Source organism: Spiroplasma endosymbiont of Eupeodes luniger (assembly GCF_964019525.1).
Classification (GTDB): Bacteria; Bacillota_I; Bacilli_A; order Mycoplasmatales; family Nriv7; genus Nriv7.
In genome coordinates, this window is the sequence record NZ_OZ026453.1 from 562,123 (window position 1) to 583,166 (window position 21,044).

General features: G+C 24.1%; 36 protein-coding genes, 2 tRNA genes and 2 pseudogenes. 14 read left to right on the plus strand and 26 right to left on the minus strand.

Features of this window, described 5'->3' with window-relative positions; all coding sequences use genetic code 4:
- Positions 1 to 279: 279 nt before the first annotated feature.
- The 4 genes from AACK86_RS03245 to AACK86_RS03260 all read right to left on the minus strand — a co-directional run bounded on the left by AACK86_RS03245 (position 280) and on the right by AACK86_RS03260 (position 2,538).
- Positions 280 to 957, minus strand: coding sequence for a hypothetical protein (locus AACK86_RS03245; RefSeq protein WP_338981204.1), 678 nt, complete (start codon positions 955 to 957; stop codon positions 280 to 282).
- Between the two features lie 204 nt (positions 958 to 1,161).
- On the minus strand, positions 1,162 to 1,293 hold the full coding sequence (locus AACK86_RS03250; protein WP_338981205.1) for a hypothetical protein: 132 nt from the start codon (positions 1,291 to 1,293) through the stop codon (positions 1,162 to 1,164).
- Positions 1,293 to 1,589, minus strand: a complete 297-nt coding sequence (locus AACK86_RS03255) for a hypothetical protein (protein ID WP_338981206.1) — start codon at positions 1,587 to 1,589, stop codon at positions 1,293 to 1,295. Before AACK86_RS03255 ends, AACK86_RS03250 begins: the two co-directional genes overlap by 1 nt.
- Positions 1,552 to 2,538, minus strand: a complete 987-nt coding sequence (locus tag AACK86_RS03260; protein ID WP_338981209.1) for a sodium-dependent transporter — start codon at positions 2,536 to 2,538, stop codon at positions 1,552 to 1,554. Before AACK86_RS03260 ends, AACK86_RS03255 begins: the two co-directional genes overlap by 38 nt.
- Before the next feature lie 142 nt (positions 2,539 to 2,680).
- On the opposite strand from AACK86_RS03260, the gene AACK86_RS07465 reads away from it, so the two are divergent.
- Both AACK86_RS07465 and AACK86_RS07470 read left to right on the plus strand, forming a co-directional pair.
- Positions 2,681 to 2,872, plus strand: coding sequence for a hypothetical protein (locus AACK86_RS07465; RefSeq protein ID WP_422398205.1), 192 nt, complete (start codon positions 2,681 to 2,683; stop codon positions 2,870 to 2,872).
- Between the two features lie 245 nt (positions 2,873 to 3,117).
- Positions 3,118 to 3,509, plus strand: a pseudogene (locus AACK86_RS07470) (transposase family protein).
- Between the two features lie 153 nt (positions 3,510 to 3,662).
- Here the strand turns inward: AACK86_RS07470 and AACK86_RS03270 are convergent.
- Both AACK86_RS03270 and AACK86_RS03275 read right to left on the minus strand, forming a co-directional pair.
- Positions 3,663 to 3,896 (minus strand): hypothetical protein, encoded by a 234-nt coding sequence (locus AACK86_RS03270; protein WP_338981211.1) that lies wholly within the window; start codon positions 3,894 to 3,896, stop codon positions 3,663 to 3,665.
- Between the two features lie 548 nt (positions 3,897 to 4,444).
- Positions 4,445 to 4,585, minus strand: coding sequence for a hypothetical protein (locus tag AACK86_RS03275; protein WP_422398206.1), 141 nt, complete (start codon positions 4,583 to 4,585; stop codon positions 4,445 to 4,447).
- A gap of 187 nt (positions 4,586 to 4,772) precedes the next feature.
- Here AACK86_RS03275 and AACK86_RS07475 point away from each other — a divergent pair, with 187 nt between their 5' ends.
- The 3 genes from AACK86_RS07475 to AACK86_RS03285 all read left to right on the plus strand — a co-directional run bounded on the left by AACK86_RS07475 (position 4,773) and on the right by AACK86_RS03285 (position 6,250).
- Positions 4,773 to 5,111 carry a helix-turn-helix domain-containing protein gene (locus tag AACK86_RS07475; RefSeq protein ID WP_422398207.1) on the plus strand — a complete coding sequence of 113 codons (339 nt, stop codon included), beginning with the start codon at positions 4,773 to 4,775 and terminating at the stop codon, positions 5,109 to 5,111.
- Positions 5,053 to 5,520: a transposase family protein gene (locus tag AACK86_RS07480; RefSeq protein WP_422398208.1), complete on the plus strand. Its 468-nt coding sequence runs from the start codon at positions 5,053 to 5,055 to the stop codon at positions 5,518 to 5,520. The genes AACK86_RS07475 and AACK86_RS07480 overlap by 59 nt, the downstream gene beginning before the upstream one ends.
- A 370-nt stretch (positions 5,521 to 5,890) precedes the next feature.
- Complete coding sequence (locus tag AACK86_RS03285) at positions 5,891 to 6,250, plus strand: hypothetical protein (protein WP_338981213.1); 360 nt, start codon at positions 5,891 to 5,893, stop codon at positions 6,248 to 6,250.
- Between the two features lie 50 nt (positions 6,251 to 6,300).
- Here AACK86_RS03285 and AACK86_RS03290 read toward each other — a convergent pair whose 3' ends face one another.
- A complete protein-coding gene (locus AACK86_RS03290) occupies positions 6,301 to 6,435 on the minus strand; it encodes a hypothetical protein (protein ID WP_338981215.1) in 135 nt (44 codons plus the stop codon).
- A 136-nt stretch (positions 6,436 to 6,571) separates the two neighbouring features.
- On the opposite strand from AACK86_RS03290, the gene AACK86_RS07485 reads away from it, so the two are divergent.
- Entirely contained in the window at positions 6,572 to 7,024 is a 453-nt protein-coding gene (locus tag AACK86_RS07485; RefSeq protein ID WP_338982632.1) for a transposase family protein, read from the plus strand.
- Entirely contained in the window at positions 7,009 to 7,401 is a 393-nt protein-coding gene (locus AACK86_RS07490) for a transposase family protein (RefSeq protein ID WP_422398306.1), read from the plus strand. Before AACK86_RS07485 ends, AACK86_RS07490 begins: the two co-directional genes overlap by 16 nt.
- Before the next feature lie 153 nt (positions 7,402 to 7,554).
- On the opposite strand, the gene AACK86_RS03300 is transcribed toward AACK86_RS07490, so the two are convergent.
- The 14 genes from AACK86_RS03300 to AACK86_RS03355 form a co-directional block, all read right to left on the minus strand.
- A complete protein-coding gene (locus tag AACK86_RS03300; protein ID WP_338981219.1) occupies positions 7,555 to 8,202 on the minus strand; it encodes an aldo/keto reductase in 648 nt (215 codons plus the stop codon).
- A 50-nt stretch (positions 8,203 to 8,252) separates the two neighbouring features.
- Positions 8,253 to 8,342 (minus strand) — tRNA-Ser (locus tag AACK86_RS03305).
- Between the two features lie 2 nt (positions 8,343 to 8,344).
- Positions 8,345 to 8,420, minus strand: a tRNA-Thr gene (locus tag AACK86_RS03310).
- A 39-nt stretch (positions 8,421 to 8,459) separates the two neighbouring features.
- Entirely contained in the window at positions 8,460 to 9,503 is a 1,044-nt protein-coding gene (locus tag AACK86_RS03315) for a hypothetical protein (protein WP_338981221.1), read from the minus strand.
- Positions 9,490 to 10,731 carry an MSC_0882 family membrane protein gene (locus AACK86_RS03320; protein ID WP_338981224.1) on the minus strand — a complete coding sequence of 414 codons (1,242 nt, stop codon included), beginning with the start codon at positions 10,729 to 10,731 and terminating at the stop codon, positions 9,490 to 9,492. Before AACK86_RS03320 ends, AACK86_RS03315 begins: the two co-directional genes overlap by 14 nt.
- Positions 10,732 to 10,759: 28 nt before the next feature.
- Entirely contained in the window at positions 10,760 to 11,014 is a 255-nt protein-coding gene (locus AACK86_RS03325) for a hypothetical protein (protein ID WP_338981226.1), read from the minus strand.
- Positions 11,015 to 11,109: 95 nt separating this feature from the next.
- Positions 11,110 to 11,238, minus strand: a complete 129-nt coding sequence (locus AACK86_RS03330) for a hypothetical protein (RefSeq protein ID WP_338981228.1) — start codon at positions 11,236 to 11,238, stop codon at positions 11,110 to 11,112.
- A 212-nt stretch (positions 11,239 to 11,450) separates the two neighbouring features.
- Complete coding sequence (locus AACK86_RS07495) at positions 11,451 to 11,843, minus strand: transposase family protein (RefSeq protein WP_422398306.1); 393 nt, start codon at positions 11,841 to 11,843, stop codon at positions 11,451 to 11,453.
- A complete protein-coding gene (locus AACK86_RS07500) occupies positions 11,828 to 12,280 on the minus strand; it encodes a transposase family protein (protein ID WP_338982632.1) in 453 nt (150 codons plus the stop codon). The genes AACK86_RS07495 and AACK86_RS07500 overlap by 16 nt, the downstream gene beginning before the upstream one ends.
- A gap of 185 nt (positions 12,281 to 12,465) precedes the next feature.
- Entirely contained in the window at positions 12,466 to 12,792 is a 327-nt protein-coding gene (locus AACK86_RS03340) for an ankyrin repeat domain-containing protein (RefSeq protein ID WP_338981231.1), read from the minus strand.
- Complete coding sequence (locus tag AACK86_RS07505) at positions 12,738 to 13,070, minus strand: ankyrin repeat domain-containing protein (protein ID WP_422398355.1); 333 nt, start codon at positions 13,068 to 13,070, stop codon at positions 12,738 to 12,740. Before AACK86_RS07505 ends, AACK86_RS03340 begins: the two co-directional genes overlap by 55 nt.
- Positions 13,067 to 13,276, minus strand: a complete 210-nt coding sequence (locus tag AACK86_RS03345) for a hypothetical protein (protein WP_338981233.1) — start codon at positions 13,274 to 13,276, stop codon at positions 13,067 to 13,069. The genes AACK86_RS07505 and AACK86_RS03345 overlap by 4 nt, the downstream gene beginning before the upstream one ends.
- A 144-nt stretch (positions 13,277 to 13,420) precedes the next feature.
- Positions 13,421 to 13,783 (minus strand): hypothetical protein, encoded by a 363-nt coding sequence (locus tag AACK86_RS03350; protein WP_338981235.1) that lies wholly within the window; start codon positions 13,781 to 13,783, stop codon positions 13,421 to 13,423.
- A gap of 195 nt (positions 13,784 to 13,978) precedes the next feature.
- The gene (locus AACK86_RS03355) at positions 13,979 to 14,140 is read right to left on the minus strand and encodes a hypothetical protein (RefSeq protein WP_338981237.1); all 162 of its coding nucleotides are present in this window, start codon (positions 14,138 to 14,140) and stop codon (positions 13,979 to 13,981) included.
- Positions 14,141 to 14,353: 213 nt separating this feature from the next.
- Between AACK86_RS03355 and AACK86_RS07510 the strand changes: the two genes are divergently transcribed.
- Both AACK86_RS07510 and AACK86_RS07515 read left to right on the plus strand, forming a co-directional pair.
- Positions 14,354 to 14,806, plus strand: a complete 453-nt coding sequence (locus tag AACK86_RS07510; RefSeq protein WP_338982632.1) for a transposase family protein — start codon at positions 14,354 to 14,356, stop codon at positions 14,804 to 14,806.
- Positions 14,791 to 15,183: a transposase family protein gene (locus AACK86_RS07515; RefSeq protein WP_422398356.1), complete on the plus strand. Its 393-nt coding sequence runs from the start codon at positions 14,791 to 14,793 to the stop codon at positions 15,181 to 15,183. Before AACK86_RS07510 ends, AACK86_RS07515 begins: the two co-directional genes overlap by 16 nt.
- A 196-nt stretch (positions 15,184 to 15,379) precedes the next feature.
- Here the strand turns inward: AACK86_RS07515 and AACK86_RS03365 are convergent, their stop codons facing one another.
- Entirely contained in the window at positions 15,380 to 15,535 is a 156-nt protein-coding gene (locus tag AACK86_RS03365; protein ID WP_338981239.1) for a hypothetical protein, read from the minus strand.
- Positions 15,536 to 15,848: 313 nt separating this feature from the next.
- Here AACK86_RS03365 and AACK86_RS07520 point away from each other — a divergent pair, with 313 nt between their 5' ends.
- Together AACK86_RS07520 and AACK86_RS07525 are read left to right on the plus strand one after the other, a co-directional pair.
- The gene (locus AACK86_RS07520) at positions 15,849 to 16,301 is read left to right on the plus strand and encodes a transposase family protein (RefSeq protein ID WP_422398209.1); all 453 of its coding nucleotides are present in this window, start codon (positions 15,849 to 15,851) and stop codon (positions 16,299 to 16,301) included.
- On the plus strand, positions 16,232 to 16,678 hold the full coding sequence (locus tag AACK86_RS07525; RefSeq protein ID WP_422398210.1) for a transposase family protein: 447 nt from the start codon (positions 16,232 to 16,234) through the stop codon (positions 16,676 to 16,678). Before AACK86_RS07520 ends, AACK86_RS07525 begins: the two co-directional genes overlap by 70 nt.
- A gap of 153 nt (positions 16,679 to 16,831) precedes the next feature.
- On the opposite strand, the gene AACK86_RS03375 is transcribed toward AACK86_RS07525, so the two are convergent.
- The 3 genes from AACK86_RS03375 to AACK86_RS03385 all read right to left on the minus strand — a co-directional run bounded on the left by AACK86_RS03375 (position 16,832) and on the right by AACK86_RS03385 (position 18,744).
- Positions 16,832 to 17,512: a hypothetical protein gene (locus tag AACK86_RS03375; RefSeq protein WP_338981243.1), complete on the minus strand. Its 681-nt coding sequence runs from the start codon at positions 17,510 to 17,512 to the stop codon at positions 16,832 to 16,834.
- A 493-nt stretch (positions 17,513 to 18,005) separates the two neighbouring features.
- Complete coding sequence (locus AACK86_RS03380) at positions 18,006 to 18,335, minus strand: single-stranded DNA-binding protein (protein ID WP_338981245.1); 330 nt, start codon at positions 18,333 to 18,335, stop codon at positions 18,006 to 18,008.
- A 76-nt stretch (positions 18,336 to 18,411) separates the two neighbouring features.
- Positions 18,412 to 18,744 (minus strand): holo-ACP synthase, encoded by a 333-nt coding sequence (locus AACK86_RS03385; RefSeq protein WP_338981247.1) that lies wholly within the window; start codon positions 18,742 to 18,744, stop codon positions 18,412 to 18,414.
- A 145-nt stretch (positions 18,745 to 18,889) separates the two neighbouring features.
- Between AACK86_RS03385 and AACK86_RS03390 the strand changes: the two genes are divergently transcribed.
- Entirely contained in the window at positions 18,890 to 19,759 is an 870-nt protein-coding gene (locus AACK86_RS03390) for a ribonuclease HIII (protein WP_338981249.1), read from the plus strand.
- 38 nt (positions 19,760 to 19,797) lie between these two features.
- Positions 19,798 to 20,316 (plus strand): ferritin-like domain-containing protein, encoded by a 519-nt coding sequence (locus AACK86_RS03395; protein ID WP_338981251.1) that lies wholly within the window; start codon positions 19,798 to 19,800, stop codon positions 20,314 to 20,316.
- Between the two features lie 31 nt (positions 20,317 to 20,347).
- Here AACK86_RS03395 and AACK86_RS03400 read toward each other — a convergent pair.
- Positions 20,348 to 20,596, minus strand: a pseudogene (locus tag AACK86_RS03400) (deoxycytidylate deaminase); the annotation flags it as partial.
- A gap of 67 nt (positions 20,597 to 20,663) precedes the next feature.
- On the opposite strand from AACK86_RS03400, the gene AACK86_RS07530 reads away from it, so the two are divergent.
- Complete coding sequence (locus AACK86_RS07530; protein ID WP_422398211.1) at positions 20,664 to 20,990, plus strand: helix-turn-helix domain-containing protein; 327 nt, start codon at positions 20,664 to 20,666, stop codon at positions 20,988 to 20,990.
- The last annotated feature ends 54 nt before the right edge of the window (positions 20,991 to 21,044 follow it).

The following is a 21,044-nucleotide window of genomic DNA, read 5'->3' on the forward strand; positions in this document are numbered from 1 at the left end:
TTTTTAATTGTTATTAATATATTGACATTTATATGTGCAAAGATATTTAAATTAATACAAAGCAAATTAAATAATAAAAATTCCTTTCTCCAAATTTTAATCTAAAATATTCTTGGTTTGGAATTTAATTATAAAACATTTCTCAAACTTTCGCTAAAAATAATCTTTCTTGACCAGTCTCCAAGATATGTAAATATTATAAAGTTACCAATTTTTCATATTAAATTTAAAGATAACAATTAAACTAACTGTTACCTTTCAAGAAAATCTTTTTATTTATTATAATGGTTCAAAACCTTCAGGATAAATATACAACCTAATAAAGAAATATACTCCCTTTCCTTGATCGGTCTTAATCATATTTATAAAAAAACTTGATGCTAATTTATAAATCGCTCCTAAAATCACAGTAGGTATTCCTAAAAAGAAAATGCTATTAAGCATATTAAAGACATTATTAATCTGATTTAATACTTTCATAATACTACTAACTTGTTCTTTTAAAAATAAATTAGCAATGTTGGGAGTATAATCACTTAAAAATGGTCAATAATCTTCCGCTAATTTCATACCAATATTTTTATCTTGCGGAAAAATATCAAAAAGAACAATTAAAAAATCTTTAAATGCCTTTTGAATTATATGAAAGTTTTGTGAATGATTTTTTATTAATTGTTGAAGATTATTATATTTACTAAAAAATATTGTCAAAGTATTTTTTATATCCGAATAACTAGAAACATTTTTAAATCGTAAAACTTCTTTCGTAGCTTGTACTGTTTGCTTATTAAAAACAATTTTTAAACCTGAATTTCAAAATTTTCAACCAGCATTATAAGATTCTGTTCATACTTTAGCATCTCTAAATGGTTTAATATCAAAATCAAATATTGCTTTAACAATAGCATCATAATTTGATATATCCATTTGCAATGGTTTTTTATTGTTTGTAAACATACTACATTACTTTTTTGATTAACTAATTGAATTTTACTGGAAGCAACTTGTGTCACACTTGTTAATCCAATAATGATACTACTTAATACTGATATAAAATTATTCATTAACTAACCTTCCTTACAAAGTATCCTTAGTAAAATATACCTCCTTCATCATTCTTAAAATTTATTTTAGCACATAAATAAAATAAAAAGATGGTAATTAATTGCTAATTACCATCTTTCATTTTTTTGTTTGCTTTTGACATTGATATTGACGATACAAAAAGAATAAAAATCCTAAAACTAAACTTGTTAAAATAAATACCATCATACTAATAGCTACTCCTGACATTACCCTTTTTTCCTTTCACTTCATATTTTTTGAAATAATTGTTTAATCTCTTTATTAAAAGCTAATATAAAAGCAAGCATAACAACTACCGTTATACCAATTATACCACCAACTGCTGCAAAAATAAAGGGCTGAATAATAATGTTATTAACAAAAACTCAGAAATTCATAATAATACTAATTATTAACACTAATGGTGCAACAACAAATAATGTTAACTTAAATAACTTTCTTAATTTAATTCAAGAATTCTTATTATTATAATCACAGATAATTTGAATTTTTTTTTCAAACAAAACATACCCCAATAATTTCAATAATACCAATAATTAATTGTCATAAACCAGAAACTCACGAAGCAATGGCATCAATTAACAATGCTGAATTTTTAAATACTAAACCAAATCCTAACACCATCGCCACTCCACCAACAATCATTGTTGCTGGCAATCGTTTAACATTCAAATCTAAATGAAGCGGTGATGTTGCCCCCTCTGTTACCATAATTAATGATGAAATTCCAGCAAAGAAAACCGTTAAAAAGAAAATAATCCCTAGAAAATTACCAAGACCATAAGTAACATTATTAATTTCTGCAAATATCTTTGGAAAAACACTAAACACTAACGAAGTTTCACCAGCACCAAATACTTCTTCAAAATTCTTATTTTCTAAAACAGCAATGTTTCCAATACCAGAAAAAATTGTAATCGCCGCAATCATTGCTACTAAAACATCACCAAAAACAATAATAAAAGCTTGATTAGTATTATCCTGATCTTTAGGAGCATAACCAGAAAAGATAATTATTGCCGCTGTACAAATACTTAAAGTAAAAAAACCTGATCCAAAAGCACTCGTTCATGTTTTCATTTCTTTTAATTTAGCAATATTAGGTTCAAATAAATGTTGTAACCCTGTTCCAGCACCAGTTAAAGTTCCAGAATATATTGCCATACAAACTAACATAATAAATAATCCTGGCATAAAAATCTTATTAGCTTTATCAATTCCTTTTTCAACACCTAAACTAACAATTCCAATAACAATGCCTCAAACAATTAAATATGCTAATAAAATATATCAATTAATACCACCTAAATCAGTAAAACCAGATAACGATGTTTTATCCATTTGTAACACTTTATTAGTAAAAAAATCAGTTTCATTTAATCACGAAGGAACAAAACTAACAACCAAAGATACTAAAGTTCATGCTACTAAAATAGCATAAAATGAAGCCATAACTCAAACAACAGTTGATTGCAACCAACCAAAATATCTGCCCTTTTTACCACCAAATTCTTCAAATATTTTAATAGACTTCTTGCGATACCTTTTTTATTAAAATATTCTTATAAAATATAATTTATGAGGATATCAAAATATGAACAATAATAAATTTAATACTCTTAATGATAAAGAATGGTTAAGATTAACAGGAATAAAAAAATCCACTTTTAATAAAATGTTAGATATTTTACAAGTAGCTGAAATAGAAAAATTTAAAAAAGGTGGTAAAACTAATAAATTATCACTAGAAAATAGATTATTGATGACTTTATCATATTGACGATAATATCAGACTTATTTTCATCTTGGTAAAAATTTCGGAATTAGTGAAGCTAATTGTTATCGCAATATCAAGTGAATTGAAGATATTTTAATTAAAAACTCTGATTTTCAACAACTTGCTGGTAAAAAAGCACTAATAAATGATTATTTTAATGATAAAACTATTATTATTGATGCTACCGAAACTCCAATCCAACGCCCAAAAAAAGACAAAAACAATCTTATTCTGGTAAAAAGAAAAAACACACCATTAAAACACAAGTAATTATCGAACAAGAAACCAGAAAAATTATTGCAACAAGTTTTTCACTTGGGAAAAAACATGATTATGCTTTATTTAAAGAATCAAAAATCCCAATTTTAAAAAATACCAAATTAATAGTTGATAGTGGTTATCAAGGAATACAAAAAATTCACAATAATGTTCTAATACCTACAAAGAAAACAAAAAAAACCATTTAAATAAAGCACAAAAACAACATAATAGACTAGTTTCAAAAATGAGAATTATTATTGAAAATATTTTTGCTATTCTTAAAAAATTTAAAATTATGACAGAAAAATATCGTAATCGTAGAAAAATATTTGGTTTAAGATTTAATTTAATTGCCTCAATTTATAATTTGCAATTATTAATTTAACATAAAAGATTTATTTAAAATTAAAGAATTTAAATAATAAATTCATTTTTTGTTGTGGCAAAATATTAATTTTTTAGATAAAAGACATAATTAATTAAAATTATATTTTTCTATTACTGTCTTTTTACAAATATTTGTAATTTTTTTAATAGGTTATGCAAGAAGTCTAATATGTGATTTCCTTCACTTATTTCCTAAATTAATTTCCAAAATTAAAATTGGCAAACCGCAAACTAAAATTGCAATAAAAAATGGAATTAAAAAAGCAGCAGCAGCATTACGATGCATTTGCGTTGGAAAACCTCAAATATTTCCCAAACCAACAGCACCAGCTAAAGCTGATAATATAAAACCAATATGTGTTAAACCCTTTTTTTCTTTTTCCATTAAAATATAATCTTTCTATTTTAATTTTTATAATACGCTAATATTTATCTTTTGTAAATAAAAAATAACTTAAATATAATTTTATTACTTAAATTAATTAATAATCTAAAAAGTATATCCTTAATATTAAGTAGACAAGCAACCCTAAATTATGTGATACAATTAAGAGACATTACTCGAAAGGAGAAATAATGACTGATAATTGTAAACTACGCTGTGTTGCCTGCCAATGTACTTGTCGTACACCAGGAGCAGAACATCAAAGTAATAATATAAATAACTGTAGTGACTGTCCGACTTGTAAACCAGAAAACAATCATGAAAGAAAGCCACCCCGTAAATTTTAAAAAATGAACCTAATGCAGGTTCATTTTTTCATTAGACTTCTTGCATAACCTATTAAAAAAATTACAAATATTTGTAAAAAGACAGTAATAGAAAAATATAATTTTAATTAATTATGTCTTTTATCTAAAAAATTAATATTTTGCCACAACAAAAAATGAATTTATTATTTAAATTCTTTAATTTTAAATAAATCTTTTATGTTAAATTAATAATTGCAAATTATAAATTGAGGCAATTAAATTAAATCTTAAACCAAATCTTTTTCTACGATTACGATATTTTTCTGTCATAATTTTAAATTTTTTAAGAATAGCAAAAATATTTTCAATAATAATTCTCATTTTTGAAACTAGTCTATTATGTTGTTTTTGTGCTTTATTAGACTTCTTGCGATACCTTTTTTATTAAAATATTCTTATAAAATATAATTTATGAGGATATAAAAATATAAAAAATAATAAATTTAATACTCTTAATGATAAAGAATGGTTAAGATTAACAGGAATAAAAAAATCCACTTTTAATAAAATGTTAGATATTTTACAAGTAGCTGAAATAGAAAAATTTAAAAAAGGTGGTAAAACTAATAAATTATCACTAGAAAATAGATTATTGATGACTTTATCATATTGACGAGAACATCAGACTTATTTTCATCTTGGTAAAAATTTCGGAATTAGTGAAGCTAATTGTTATCGCAATATCAAGTGAATTGAAGATATTTTAATTAAAAACTCTGATTTTCAACAACTTGCTGGTAAAAAAGCACTAATAAATGATTATTTTAATGATAAAACTATTATTATTGATGCTACCGAAACTCCAATCCAACGCCCAAAAAAGACAAAAACAATCTTATTCTGGTAAAAAGAAAAAACACACCATTAAAACACAAGTAATTATCGAACAAGAAACCAGAAAAATTATTGCAACAAGTTTTTCACTTGGGAAAAAACATGATTATGCTTTATTTAAAGAATCAAAAATCTCAATTTTAAAAAATACCAAATTAATAGTTGATAGTGGTTATCAAGGAATACAAAAAATTCACAATAATGTTCTAATACCTACAAAGAAAACAAAGAAAAACCATTTAAATAAAGCACAAAAACAACATAATAGACTAGTTTCAAAAATGAGAATTATTATTGAAAATATTTTTGCTATTCTTAAAAAATTTAAAATTATGACAGAAAAATATCGTAATCGTAGAAAAAGATTTGGTTTAAGATTTAATTTAATTGCCTCAATTTATAATTTGCAATTATTAATTTAACATAAAAGATTTATTTAAAATTAAAGAATTTAAATAATAAATTCATTTTTTGTTGTGGCAAAATATTAATTTTTTAGATAAAAGACATAATTAATTAAAATTATATTTTTCTATTACTGTCTTTTTACAAATATTTGTAATTTTTTTAATAGGTTATGCAAGAAGTCTATTAGACTATTTAAGATATAATATAAAATATATTTGAATTATTTTGATAATTTATTATATAATTATGTTATGAAGAAAAAACAACAAAAAGGTGGTCTAATGAATGACAATGATAAATCATCTAGCTCTATTATATAAAATCTCGCAACTTAAAGAAAAGTTATACATTGACTTATTAAGAAAATTAGAAATTAAAAATCTAATGCCGGTGCATATAAATATTTTATTAGTAATTGATAAAATCAAAGATAAACCCATTATTGTTAATGTTGCAAAAGAACTTTGCAAATCCAAAGCTGACACATCAGCCGTGATATCAACATTAGTTAAAAAGGGATATATTACTTGTAAAGTTCTTGCTAGTGACCGTCGTTCAAAACTATTAACTTTAACTCCTAAAGCACAAGAAATCATTAAAAAGGCGGCATTAATTAAAGAACAAATTGATAGCATTTTGTTAAATAAATTAAATAATATTGAAAAAGATATGCTTCATTCTTATTTATTAACCGCAGGAAACAATTTAGAAGTAGCTTTAAAATCAAACTCTTCATTAGTTTAAAGTTAACAATATAGAAAAAAACCTTGTAAATCTAATTACAAGGTTTTTTTCTAATTTCCAAAATCAAAATTATTAGGGGCAGGACCTTTTCGTGATTGTGGTAAACTATCAATTAACTTCATATTTTCATCACTAATTTTAAAATCATCAATCGCACTATTTTCAATAATCCGCGTCTTATGCATTGACTTAGGAATTATTAAACTTTGATGTTGATAAGCTCATCGTAAAAATAATTGTTGAATGGTTTTATTAGACTTCTTGCGATACCTTTTTTATTAAAATATTCTTATAAAATATAATTTATGAGGATATCAAAATATGAACAATAATAAATTTAATACTCTTAATGATAAAGAATGGTTAAGATTAACAGGAATAAAAAAATCCACTTTTAATAAAATGTTAGATATTTTACAAGTAGCCGAAATAGAAAAATTTAAAAAAGGTGGTAAAACTAATAAATTATCACTAGAAAATAGATTATTGATGACTTTATCATATTGACGAGAATATCAGACTTATTTTCATCTTGGTAAAAATTTCGGAATTAGTGAAGCTAATTGTTATCGCAATATCAAGTGAATTGAAGATATTTTAATTAAAAACTCTGATTTTCAACAACTTGCTGGTAAAAAAGCACTAATAAATGATTATTTTAATGATAAAACTATTATTATTGATGCTACCGAAACTCCAATCCAACGCCCAAAAAAAGACAAAAACAATCTTATTCTGGTAAAAAGAAAAAACACACCATTAAAACACAAGTAATTATCGAACAAGAAACCAGAAAAATTATTGCAACAAGTTTTTCACTTGGGAAAAAACATGATTATGCTTTATTTAAAGAATCAAAAATCCCAATTTTAAAAAATACCAAATTAATAGTTGATAGTGGTTATCAAGGAATACAAAAAATTCACAATAATGTTCTAATACCTACAAAGAAAACAAAGAAAAACCATTTAAATAAAGCACAAAAACAACATAATAGACTAGTTTCAAAAATGAGAATTATTATTGAAAATATTTTTGCTATTCTTAAAAAATTTAAAATTATGACAGAAAAATATCGTAATCGTAGAAAAAGATTTGGTTTAAGATTTAATTTAATTGCCTCAATTTATAATTTGCAATTATTAATTTAACATAAAAGATTTATTTAAAATTAAAGAATTTAAGTAATAAATTCATTTTTTGTTGTGACAAAATATTAATTTTTTAGATAAAAGACATAATTAATTAAAATTATATTTTTCTATTACTGTCTTTTTACAAATATTTATAATTTTTTTAATAGGTTATGCAAGAAGTCTATTATATTCACGAGCAATTTGCTCACAAGTTTCTGGTAAAGAGTCATGATATTTCATTGTTCCTCAACCAATAGTTACAATATTATTTTTTTGATGATATGCTCTTAATTCTGTTTGATTTAATCCCGGATGAAACTCAATTTGATTAGCAACGGGTAACTCTTTAGCATCTTGTTTTAGTTGTTCTAAATGCTCAATATTAAAATTACTAACACCAATCGCACGAGCTTTTTTAGCACGATATATTTCCTCTAATACTTCTCAAGCAACTTTACGATTATTTCACGGTCAATGCATTAAAAATAAATCAACAAATTCCAAACCTAATTTTTCTAATGAACTATCAATCTCTTGTAAATACTGTTCTTTTGTTAATTCATTACCTCAAAGTTTAGTCGTAACAAAAATTTCACTGCGAGAAATCTTACTTTCTTTAATTGCTTGCCCAACGATTTCTTCATTCCCATAAATTTTAGCCGTATCAATATGACAATAACCTTGATTTAAAGCCTCTAAAATCACTTCCTTACCTAATTCATTATTTTTAATTTTATATGTTCCAAAACCCATAACTGGCATCATAATACCATTATGTAATTTAACTTTTTCATCTAAAATAATCCTTTTGTTCAATAAAACTCATTTATAAATATTTATTTACTATATTTCATTATTTCATTTTATGGCGGAGAGTACGGGATTCGAACCCGTGGAATCCTTTTGAATTCATCACCTTTCCAAGATGACTGTTTAAACCACTCACACAACTCTCCAATGGTGCTGGTTAAGAGAATTGAACTCTTGACCTCACCCTTACCATGGGTGTGCTCTACCGACTGAGCTAAACCAGCAATTGATATTTCCTTCTCCATTATAACTTGTTTGCGATATTAAATAAATGATAATAAAATCTCATCTAAATTTTCTCACTCATCTTGATAACAAAAAAGAAAATTATTTTTAATATTTAGTTTCTTTTTTACTATGAGTTTATTAATCGCATTTTGAAAATATTCATAAGCTAATTGATTTTGTTTTATTCGTAAATCAACGCCTTCAATTAGTCCTAAACCCATAATAAAAATTTGTCCATAATATTCTTGTTTTGTAATTTTAGTAATTGTTTGTCGCCATAATGGATATTCGTTAGTATTTTGGCAAATAACTATTTGTGAATTTTTATGAAAAGAACTAGCACCCATACCAACACCTAAATAATTTTGTAAAGTTCAATAACTATATTGATGTTGCGATTTAATGCCTCTATTAGTAATAAAATTATTTTTCTCATAAGGTAAATAACCATTTTCTTTTAAAATATTTTTCAATCATTGATATGTAATTACAACACAATTATTATCCGCTTCATAATAACTAATATGATTAACAGGCAATTTTCTTAAAATATTTAAATCATTTTCAATAACAGCTTTAGAAGAACCTTTTAAATTATAAAATAAATCAATTGCTTGATTTTTAAAACCACTAACTAATGCTTTATTAATTTGCTTAACATAATTGATATTATCACGATAATTATTTTGTAATAATACCGCCCGACTAAATGAAATTATTTTTCATATTAATCGATTAACACCATAACTATTTCATAACAAAAATAATTCATCAGTATTATTACAATGTAATTCTAAATTATATTCAATAATATTACTTGCTAATGGTTGTAATATATTTAAAATTCGGTGTCATTGTTCAAAATTAAGGTCACGAGAACAATTTACAGCAATATATATTGTTTGTAACTGCTGTAAATTTTCTCGCTCACAAATTATTTCTTGTTCAATATTATCAATAATAATATTAAAATCTTGCTTAACAATTAATTTTTGATTAATATTTTGCAAATGATAATTTCTATCATTTTTAATAAAAAGATTTATAAATAAATGAAAATACATTTTAACTTGAAGCAACCTTAATTTTTTTTCTTCGTAATAATCAAATCGGAATCGCAATAACAAAAAAAATAATCACAATAATTGTTAATCAAGTTCATAAACAGCGACGATTTATTATTCGCTTTAATTCATACATTTCATAAGGATTAATAATTTCATAACCATAAAAACCAATAATATTAGCTTTTCTTTTACGAACAAAAATAATATTTAATACTTGTAAAAAAAATAAGGCAAATAATATTACTGTTAAAATAATAATTTCTGTTGTTAAATCTCTAATCGTCATATCTAAAATTAAAAACCCAAAAAGTTTTGGCTGTGTTGCGCCTGATAATCCATAAAGAATAGCAATAATTGCAGCACCAATAATATACAAAGGAAAAGCTACTCAATTAATAATAATACTACGAATATGCATTTTTCGATAATTAGCAATAATGAAATTAGGAATAACATTATTTCCTAATTTAGCTTTTTTTAAATATCCTTCCACTTCTTTTTTAATTTTAATTCAATCAAATAAAGAAATAAAAAATAAACCTAATGACACAATACATAACGGTATCATCAAAGTTGGATGCGGAATTAAATTTTCATTGTCAATAACAATATTTTGTTGCTTTAAAAATCATAAAATTAATGGTATTGAAGAAGCGATTATTCCTAAAAAACCAATAATCATTGTTAAAACCAAACGATATTTTTCACTACGAACCTCATTAGCAATTTCTTTAGGAATAGTTTTTAAACTTAACGAACGATAAGGTATCTCTTGTCTTCGTGGTTCATCATATGATAAATATGGTTCTTGATATGCTTTTTGATATAAAGTTGGACTATAATCATTATGATTATCCTCTAAAAAATCATTAGGTGATGAATCTAAAATTGGTTGTTGTGGATATTGATAAGAAGTTATTGTTGGCGGATTTTGTTGGTACGGCATGCTACCAAATTCACGACTATAACCATTTTTAGGGCTATAAACTCTTGCTTTTGGTAAACTATAATTTTCTTCATAATATGGTGGTGGTTCTTTATTAATACCAGAATTAAAATATTTTTTATCATCAACTGTAAACTCATAACGATTAATTACACGGGGAACATCATTTTGCTTTTGTTTTCTTTCATAAGGAAAATACGGATCAAGTTGCTCTGTCTTTAATTTATTATCATTAAATCGTTTTTGTTCTGCTTTATTAAAAAACTTATCCATTATTTTTTCTTTTCATGACATATCTATTGCCTACCTTATAAAAATATAACTATTTATTTTTTAATGCTTGCCCCATTTTAATTACTTCTGATTCAATATTATAAATTAATTTTTCATTTTTAAATTTTTCTCAAGCTGAATTTTTCAGGTTACGATTGCGATAGTTAATAACCAATAAAATTGCACTAATAATTGCAATAAATACTAGCCCAATAATAATACAAGAAATAATTAAATATTGAATTGCTAAATTTTGTCCTAAAATATTAATATAATCTTTTCCATTAGTTAGAAATCCTTGCAAAATAATTACCTTCTTTATGATTATCTTTAAATTACATAGTAATTATATCGTAATCATTACATTTTTTAAATAATTAATAATTTTATCAAAACAATTTATGTATAATTTTTAATATGATAATTTAATTTTTGAACTTGTGCCTTACTATTTTCAACTGTATAAACTAATGTTCGATCTTTTGCTGTTCAAGAAAAATCACAACCAACAGTTTTTAAATTAGTCATTACTTCTGCTGTTGGATAAATATGACTTTTATTACCAACATATTAGACTTCTTGCATAACCTATTAAAAAAATTACAAATATTTGTAAAAAGACAGTAATAGAAAAATATAATTTTAATTAATTATGTCTTTTATCTAAAAAATTAATATTTTGCCACAACAAAAAATGAATTTATTATTTAAATTCTTTAATTTTAAATAAATCTTTTATGTTAAATTAATAATTGCAAATTATAAATTGAGGCAATTAAATTAAATCTTAAACCAAATCTTTTTCTACGATTACGATATTTTTCTGTCATAATTTTAAATTTTTTAAGAATAGCAAAAATATTTTCAATAATAATTCTCATTTTTGAAACTAGTCTATTATGTTGTTTTTGTGCTTTATTTAAATGGTTTTTCTTTGTTTTCTTTGTAGGTATTAGAACATTATTGTGAATTTTTTGTATTCCTTGATAACCACTATCAACTATTAATTTGGTATTTTTTAAAATTGGGATTTTTGATTCTTTAAATAAAGCATAATCATGTTTTTTCCCAAGTGAAAAACTTGTTGCAATAATTTTTCTGGTTTCTTGTTCGATAATTACTTGTGTTTTAATGGTGTGTTTTTTCTTTTTACCAGAATAAGATTGTTTTTGTCTTTTTTTGGGCGTTGGATTGGAGTTTCGGTAGCATCAATAATAATAGTTTTATCATTAAAATAATCATTTATTAGTGCTTTTTTACCAGCAAGTTGTTGAAAATCAGAGTTTTTAATTAAAATATCTTCAATTCACTTGATATTCCGATAACAATTAGCTTCACTAATTCCGAAATTTTTACCAAGATGAAAATAAGTCTGATATTCTCGTCAATATGATAAAGTCATCAATAATCTATTTTCTAGTGATAATTTATTAGTTTTACCACCTTTTTTAAATTTTTCTATTTCAGCTACTTGTAAAATATCTAACATTTTATTAAAAGTGGATTTTTTTATTCCTGTTAATCTTAACCATTCTTTATCATTAAGAGTATTAAATTTATTATTGTTCATATTTTGATATCCTCATAAATTATATTTTATAAGAATATTTTAATAAAAAAGGTATCGCAAGAAGTCTATTCATTGATGCGTTTTGTTATTTCTGCACTAATTTTTTCATTCACAAATATTCTCTCCCTTTATTTTTAATAAATTATTATTTATTTACTATTTAGATAATTAAAATTTCTTAATTTTTAGATATTTAAATTTGCCTCGCTTGCTAATAAAAGATTAATTATATCTAAATTTTGTGTTATTCTAGCAAAATAAAGTGCCGACTTACCAGCATTATCTTTGATATTAACATCAGCTCCCTTTTCTAATAATAATTTTACAATTGTAAAATTATTATTAGTACTTGCGATATGTAAAGGCGTCATCCCATCTTGATTGCCAATATTGACATTAGAACCCTTTTTTAAGATTAATTCAACCATTTTAATATTATTTTCAAGCACCGCTAGCATTAAAGGTGTCTTACTAGCAGCAGTTTTACTTTCAATATTAGCGCCACTTGCCAATAATAATTTACCTCCCTGACACAATTAAGCATTATTGCCATATGAAGCGGGGTTTCACCATCATTATTTTTAATATTAGCTCTCTTTAAAATTAATAAGAACAGCAATTCTAAATTATTTTTTATGATAAAATGAAGTAAAGTATTACCACTATTAATATCAATGGTATTAATATCCGCGCCTAAATCTAATAAAGTTGTTAGACAAGTAAATGCTTCTTCAGTATTTTTATTAACATTATAATTTAAAAAGATCCTATCAATTATTCTAATATCTAATTTTTTGGCAGGTTAAAAAAAATATTATCAAGTTTTAATTTCATAAAAATACTTTTATCAATCGCAATAATTTTAAAAATTAAATCCTTTAAGTTTTCTGCTTCTGAATCTGAAAAATAAGTATAGCCAAATACATCAAATTTACTTTGGATATCACTATCCATAAGATATATTTTTTCTTCAACTTCATTAGTAAATAATTTCATAACGCACTCATTATAATTAAGAGCAAAATAGTTCGGTATCACTTCACATATAGTTGATGGCATTATTATTAAATTATTATTTTTACGCATTATAAATATTTTTTCAGAATCAATCACCTTTCATTAACTGAATAACATTTATATTTATTGTTCTTTAACTATTATCTTCTCTTTGGAAAAATTGATCAAAACTCTCACCTTGTAAATAGATTTTTTTAAAAAACTTAACATCTTTCTTGTTTTAGTCACTAAAAAATCAACATTAAATTTTTTTCTTGAAAAAATGTAATGATAATTTCCAACATAATATTCAATAGCATTATTAACAAAATTATAATTTGTTATTGCTTCATATTTTTCTTTAAATCCTAAAATATCATTAGTTTTAACTAAGTTAACAAGTTTATTTACAATATTTATTGTTCTTGAATTAATTGTTGTACCCTTAGGAATTCAAATATTAACATATGTACAAATATTTTCCTTGTCTTGACTTTGATTTCTCATTATTCAAGTTTCAAAGTCTTTCATTTTTGACAAAACATCAAATTTAATATGCTCATTAATACAACGAATTTTTTCTTCATAAATTGTATACATATATTTATTTTTGCTATCTTCTTTACTAATGTTTTGCCCGATATATAATCTCTCCCTATCTAATTAAAGAGCATTACTTTACTAATTACTTTAAATTAAATTTTAATTAAATGAAGACATCTCTTTTTGTCTTTTTTCTTTACTTCTTTTCTCTTTTTCTTGCTTTTCTTTTTCTTGTTGTCTTTTTTCTCTTGCTTGCTTTTCCTTCGCTTGTTGTGCTAGCATTTGCTTTGCTACTTTGGCAGTCTCTGCTTCAAGTTTCAAGATATTTTCTAACCTTCTTTTTTCTTTTTCTTGTTGGTTACTTTCTTTTGCTTGCTCTAATTGTTGCCTGTCTCCTGCTTTAGTTCTTACACCCCGTTCTCTAACTACCTGTAATTGTTCTAATTTCTTATTTTCTTTTTTTAATTAGACTTCTTGCGATACCTTTTTTATTAAAATATTCTTATAAAATATAATTTATGAGGATATCAAAATATGAACAATAATAAATTTAATACTCTTAATGATAAAGAATGGTTAAGATTAACAGGAATAAAAAAATCCACTTTTAATAAAATGTTAGATATTTTACAAGTAGCTGAAATAGAAAAATTTAAAAAAGGTGGTAAAACTAATAAATTATCACTAGAAAATAGATTATTGATGACTTTATCATATTGACGAGAATATCAGACTTATTTTCATCTTGGTAAAAATTTCGGAATTAGTGAAGCTAATTGTTATCGCAATATCAAGTGAATTGAAGATATTTTAATTAAAAACTCTGATTTTCAACAACTTGCTGGTAAAAAAGCACTAATAAATGATTATTTTAATGATAAAACTATTATTATTGATGCTACCGAAACTCCAATCCAACGCCCAAAAAAAGACAAAAACAATCTTATTCTGGTAAAAAGAAAAAACACACCATTAAAACACAAGTAATTATCGAACAAGAAACCAGAAAAATTATTGCAACAAGTTTTTCACTTGGGAAAAAACATGATTATGCTTTATTTAAAGAATCAAAAATCCCAATTTTAAAAAATACCAAATTAATAGTTGATAGTGGTTATCAAGGAATACAAAAAATTCACAATAATGTTCTAATACCTACAAAGAAAACAAAGAAAAACCATTTAAATAAAGCACAAAAACAACATAATAGACTAGTTTCAAAAATGAGAATTATTATTGAAAATATTTTTGCTATTCTTAAAAAATTTAAAATTATGACAGAAAAATATCGTAATAGTAGAAAAAGATTTGGTTTAAGATTTAATTTAATTGCCTCAATTTATAATTTGCAATTATTAATTTAACATAAAAGATTTATTTAAAATTAAAGAATTTAAATGATAAATTCATTTTTTGTTGTGGCAAAATATTAATTTTTTAGATAAAAGACATAATTAATTAAAATTATATTTTTCTATTACTGTCTTTTTACAAATATTTGTAATTTTTTTAATAGGTTATGCAAGAAGTCTATTGTTCTAATTCTCTTAGTCGTGCTTGTTATTGCTCGTCATATTCTTTAACACTTTTGTTGATGAACTTTCTTGTTGGTTCTTTTTTGCATATTTGCAAAGAAATATCTTTAAGTTTAGTAGTTTTTAGAGTAGTGTCTGACAACGCAGGTAAAGTATAACCTTGTTCAACTTCAAAATCCATTTAACAACCATCACCTGCACCAATTTCAAAGTCCATTAGATAGTTATTAAAATTACTAAGGTCAAAATTCATTGTCTCAGGTTGAAAATCTTCAATTTCATTTTTAATTGCCAATGAATTTGCTGCTGAACAAGACGACTGTTCTAAAAAAGCATTTTCTGAGAAATTTACTCCTACGCACTCACTTTCTTGTTCAAACCTGTTCCTAGCATATTGCTCAGCGCTTAATTTTCTTACCGATTCATTAGACTTCTTGCGATACCTTTTTTATTAAAATATTCTTATAAAATATAATTTATGAGGATATCAAAATATGAAAAATAATAAATTTAATACTCTTAATGATAAAGAATGGTTAAGATTAACAGGAATAAAAAAATCCACTTTTAATAAAATGTTAGATATTTTACAAGTAGCTGAAATAGAAAAATTTAAAAAAGGTGGTAAAACTAATAAATTATCACTAGAAAATAGATTATTGATGACTTTATCATATTGACGAGAATATCAGACTTATTTTCATCTTGGTAAAAATTTCGGAATTAGTGAAGCTAATTGTTATCGCAATATCAAGTGAATTGAAGATATTTTAATTAAAAACTCTGATTTTCAACAACTTGCTGGTAAAAAAGCACTAATAAATGATTATTTTAATGATAAAACTATTATTATTGATGCTACCGAAACTCCAATCCAATGCCCAAAAAAAGACAAAAACAATCTTATTCTGGTAAAAAGAAAAAACACACCATTAAAACACAAGTAATTATTGAACAAGAAACCAGAAAAATTATTGCAACAAGTTTTTCACTTGGGAAAAAACATGATTATGCTTTATTTAAAGAATCAAAAATCCCAATTTTAAAAAATACCAAATTAATAGTTGATAGTGGTTATCAAGGAATACAAAAAATTCACAATAATGTTCTAATACCTACAAAGAAAACAAAGAAAAACCATTTAAATAAAGCACAAAAACAACATAATAGACTAGTTTCAAAAATGAGAATTATTATTGAAAATATTTTTGCTATTCTTAAAAAATTTAAAATTATGACAGAAAAATATCGTAATCGTAGAAAAAGATTTGGTTTAAGATTTAATTTAATTGCCTCAATTTATAATTTGCAATTATTAATTTAACATAAAAGATTTATTTAAAATTAAAGAATTTAAATAATAAATTCATTTTTTGTTGTGGCAAAATATTAATTTTTTAGATAAAAGACATAATTAATTAAAATTATATTTTTCTATTACTGTCTTTTTACAAATATTTGTAATTTTTTTAATAGGTTATGCAAGAAGTCTATTAACTGTTCTTAGAGTATTTTGCTGTTCTAATGTCTGAAGTTGTGATGCTTCATCTACGGCTCTTTTTGCTAACTGTTCAATATTAATTTTGTGTTTATTAACTACTTCTATAATTGCTTTTTTACCGGTTAAAGATCTAGAATCAGCAATTAACTTACCAAAATTCATACCATCGCGATTCCTAATATAAATATTAGCGCCGCGATTCAATAAAGTTTGTACATTGATAAGATAATTTTTCACATTATGACGCGAATAACAAATGAGATGTTTTCTTGTATTTATTAAAAATGCAGTATCGCCAAATGCATTTTGAAGATTAATATTAGCACCATTATCTAAAAAAAGATTTATTTTATCACTATTTTTAGCTAAATGAATTGGATTTCTACCAAAACCAGAAAATGCTACGGCATTCGGGTCAGCCCATAACTTTAATAAATTTTCCATACATTTTAATGAATCTCTATTATTTAACTTCGTTCAATAACAAAACTTATAACTAATTGTCATATTAGTATTAGTTAATTTTACAGCAATACGCTTATCAACCGCAATGACCTTAAAATTTAATTTTATTTGTTCAATATCTTCATCCATATCTAAAAAAAGCAAATAATCATTACGAAATTTATAATATTCATCTTTAATAATATTAGGCATTTTGTAATTTTCTTTGTTAAGATTTTTTATTCGTTGTTCAGTTTCATAACTAATAATTTTTTCTTTAAATTCATCTCAATTAAGATTCTGAGATAAATCTAAAAATTGATTGAAAAACTTAAGTATTGGAATTATTTGGTTAATTCTGCGCATTAAAAATACCTTATTTGGATCCACATCTAATATTCCTTTCTGATTAGTATATAAAAAATAAAAAATAAAAGCACTTTAATTTTTAGTTGAGAATTAAAGTGCTAATTTTTTTAAAGATGAATTAATTTATCTTTAAAATTAAACAAACTTTTTTATTGCAGAGTACATTCCTGAACTGCTATATTTTTTTAAATAATTTTAAAAAACTGGCTATCTTTATCATTGGAGTAGACCAATCCAATTTTTAAATATAATTTATATAATTACTACTAAATTACACTTTTTATTATGTAATAAAATAATAAAAATATCAAGGGTAATTAATTATCAAGCAGATTATTTATTCAAGAATATACTGACCAACCCGCATAATGCGATCAGCAATAATTTCTAAATAATGATTCTCATTATCTTTATATTGAAATGATTGAATTCTAGCTTTAATAGCAACCATCGTATCAATTACTAAAAATGATACGATATCAGCAATTAAATTATTTCATACTTTAATAACAAGATAATCTTCATCATAATGACCTAATTTATTTTTAAAAGGTCGGGTTACACTAATAGTTAATCGCATCATTTTTGATGTTTTTTCACCAGTTTGATTATGAATAATTTCTGGTGGATTAAAAATCCTTCCTACTAAAACAAGATTATTTAACATTATATCACCTACCTTTCCCATTTTATTGTAAAATATAGCACCGATTTTTAAGTTAAAAGATATTACTGTCGTATATTTATAATGTTAATATTGCCATACCAACGGCATATTCTTTTTCATGACTAATTGATAATCAACTATTATGTTCAAATCCAATCCATTGTAATTGTTTATTTACTAATTGAATATTAACTTCACGAAAAATTAAAACCTCATTAACATTATTTATTGCTTTATACAATGCTTCTTTTAATGCTCATCTTCCTGCTAAAAATTGTTTTTTTTCGGTTTCACTTTTAATTGTTTGTAAATAACTAATTTCTTCTAAATGTAATACTTTATTAATAAATGATTTTTTTAATTGTATTCGTTTAATGCTAACAATATCAATTCCCACACCTTTAATCATTTTTATTGCCATCCTTTTAAAATAATATTATTTAAATTATAACAAAGAAACAATTTATAAATAAAACTCTTAATTAATATTTTGGGTTATATTTATATGCCAACAAAAATTATGATAATATTTAAGAGTGAAAGAAGTGAATATGATGGCAACTTACAGTTTACAACTGAATGAAGAAAATAAAAACCAAGTAATAACCTATTATGGTGCCTATAAAGTGCCTGTTAATAATCCTAACATTATTGCTAAATACAAATACTATAATATAACTATTTTATTATATCGTTCTTTAAAAATCATTTTCCAAGGTGGTGATGAAGTTGAAGTTAAAACACAATGAAACAAATGAAAACCAGATATGATATTAAAAGAGCAAATTAATATTATTGGCAGTGATGAATCAGGAGTTGGTGATTTTTTTGGTCCCTTAGTAGTAACAGCCTGTTATATTAAAGAAAAAGATTTAGCATTAATTAAATCATTAAAAATTCGTGATTCTAAAATGTTATCAACAATGCAAATTAATATTATCGCTAAACAATTAATCCAACAATTAGAATATAGTACTATCATCATTAATAACCGCCAATACAATAAGCTATATGAAACATATCAAAACAGTCATATTTTAAAAACCATTGGGCATCATCAAGTAATAAGAAAACTTGCCAATAAAGTTAACTGCAAAAAAGTAATTATTGACCAATTTGTTAACAAAAAAAAATATGAAGAATATTTAAAAATTCTTAATGTTGCTGATAATGATTTAAAGTTATCATTTACAACCCACGCCGAAGATAAATTTTTTGCTGTCGGATGTGCTGCCATTATTAGTCGTTACTTCTTTTTAAAAAGTATTAAACAATTAGAACAAGAATATAACCGGATTTTTCCTTTGGGTGCTAATACAATTGTTGACAAAACCATTGCGAAAATAAAACAAGACGGTATTGAAGATAAGGCAATTGACTTTGGAAAATTACATTTTATAAATTGAAAAAAAGTAGTAAAATAAGTTAATAATGATTACTATACCCATCAAGGAGGAAAAAAATGAATCCCAATATTCATAGTCTATTAAATAAATATGCTGATGACCATAACAAACTACAATTAGATTGTTATGTAATGTCTTCAGTTAGTAACACCCTTGGATTTCCCGGAGCAAGTACTTGATTTCAAATTCAAGCACAAGATGAAGTCTTACATACAAGAAAAATATATAATTATTTAATTGGTCGTGATGAAATACTTATTGTTAATCCAATTCAACCAGAAGCGCACCACGAAAAAAGTTTATTAGAATTAATGGAAAAATATCTGACTTACAAGTTACAATTTATTGAAAAAACTAATACTCTAATTGCAACCTGTCAAGAAGCCAAAGATTTCCTAACAATCAAATTTCTTGACTGATTCCTAATTGATTTCTACGAAGAAGTTGAACTCGCAAAAACCTATATTGATAAGATTAAAATGTCTAATAATAACTATTATGGTATTGATAAGTACCTTGCTAAACGCGAAGAACCTGATACTCTAAAAGTTATCCTTCCATATAGTGACAAATAAAAACTACGCTATAGCGTAGTTTTTTTACTAATTAAACCTTTATTGTAATTCCGCTAAACGCCAATTTCTTTAACACCACATTAGCATCACGTAACATTCTTTTAGCAGCGATATTATTTTCCGTATTTTCATATTTATCTTCTTCATAAATAATGGTTTGAATTCCTGACTGAATAATTGCTTTTGCACATTCATTGCAAGGAAATAAACTAACATAAATAACACTATTTTCTAATTTAACTGTGGAACTTAAAATCGCATTCAATTCCGCATGAACAATAGACTTCTTGCGATACCTTTTTTATTAAAATATTCTTATAAAATATAATTTATGAGGATATCAAAATATGAACAATAATAAATTTAATACTCTTAATGATAAAGAATGGTTAAGATTAACAGGAATAAAAAAATCCACTTTTAATAAAATGTTAGATATTTTACAAGTAGCTGAAATAGAAAAATTTAAAAAAGGTGGTAAAACTAATAAATTATCACTAGAAAATAGATTATTGATGACTTTATCATATTGACGAGAATATCAGACTTATTTTCATCTTGGTAAAAATTTCGGAATTAGTGAAGCTAATTGTTATCGGAATATCAAGTGAATTGAAGATATTTTAATTAAAAACTCTGATTTTCAACAAAACTTGCTGGTAAAAAAGCACTAATAAATGATTATTTTAATGATAAAACTATTATTATTGATGCTACCGAAACTCCAA